General features: G+C 58.4%; 2 protein-coding genes. One reads left to right on the plus strand and one right to left on the minus strand.

Annotation, left to right across the window (positions count from 1 at the left end):
- Positions 1-191 precede the first annotated feature (191 nt).
- The gene (locus tag M4I36_RS00035; protein WP_258109554.1) at positions 192-578 is read right to left on the minus strand and encodes a hypothetical protein; all 387 of its coding nucleotides are present in this window, start codon (positions 576-578) and stop codon (positions 192-194) included.
- A 160-nt stretch (positions 579-738) separates the two neighbouring features.
- Here M4I36_RS00035 and M4I36_RS00040 point away from each other — a divergent pair.
- Positions 739-1064: MBL fold metallo-hydrolase (locus M4I36_RS00040; protein WP_258109555.1), on the plus strand; the 326-nt coding region annotated here is incomplete at its 3' end.

A 1064-nucleotide genomic window follows, 5' to 3' on the forward strand; every position in this document is an offset into this window, starting at 1 on the left:
TGCCGACCACCGCCCGCAGACCTCCGGCCACCAAGACATCCCCAAGACCTGCATACCACAGCTGGATGGGTCGTATCGCGACGGGATTCCCACGAACCCAATCGAGCCCTGCGGGGACAAGCAGAGCCCTCACCGTCCACAGGCTCACGGTGACGACAAGAGGCGTTGAATGCGTCATACCGCTTTCCTCCCTATCGTGAATAAAATCCTCGTCGCGTCCCCTTCCCCTTATCCTCGGCTCGCACCGCTTTCGCTGCATCCGTCAACATCGCCCCCATCGTTTCTCGGCAATGCTCACAGTAGCGACCGAGCGCAGACTGACCGCAACGTTCGCAGGCTATCGTCAGATTGGGGTGGTTACGTACCAACAGATACCCTTCGCGAATCCATTCCTCAATGACCTCGGTCGACACGTCCAGATGCGTGGCCAGTTGATACACCGTACAGGCAGGCTCGTGTTTCAGAACCGTTCGCGCTCTCTCAAAGAGCGCATTCTCCTCGCGTTGACAGGTCGGACATAGGGTTCGGCGCACGGGCGTATACAACGTCCCGCAACGCGGACAGACTTCGATGCTCATAGTTCGCCTCCTATCGTGTCTTTTCCATTGTGCCACGTCTGCCCTTGTGGGGGTGGACACGTTTGGGACATTTTTTCGTGGCTCTTAAAGCGTACGAGCCACGCGCTCGATGTGCTATGGTAAACAACAAACGATAGAAACAGAGAAGGGTGTACACGATATGAACATCACGGTTCTTGGCGGGGCGGAGATTGGCGCGACGTGCCTGTGGTTTCGAACCGCTTCCACCGAGTGGCTGGTCGATGCGGGCACCCGCATGGACGAACGCGATCCCCTCCCGGCCTTGTCCCTCTTAGAAGAAGGCCACGCGAACCCGCAGGCCATCTTTATCACGCATGCCCATCAAGATCACCTCGGGGCCTTGCCCCTCATCTCCAGCATGTATCCGAACGCACCCGTCTATATGACACAACCAACGCTCGACATCGCCCGCGTCATGCTCGCCGACGCGCTTCACCTCAGCCAACTCGAAGGTCATGCTCGCGT

The sequence above is a fragment of the Alicyclobacillus sp. SP_1 genome (genome assembly GCF_024706985.1).
GTDB lineage: Bacteria > Bacillota > Bacilli > Alicyclobacillales > Alicyclobacillaceae > Alicyclobacillus_I.

Excerpts from the sequence above, each read along its gene's own strand:
- M4I36_RS00035 (WP_258109554.1), bottom strand. The coding sequence starts at position 578 with ATGAGCATCGAAGTCTGTCCGCGTTGCGGGACGTTGTATACGCCCGTG.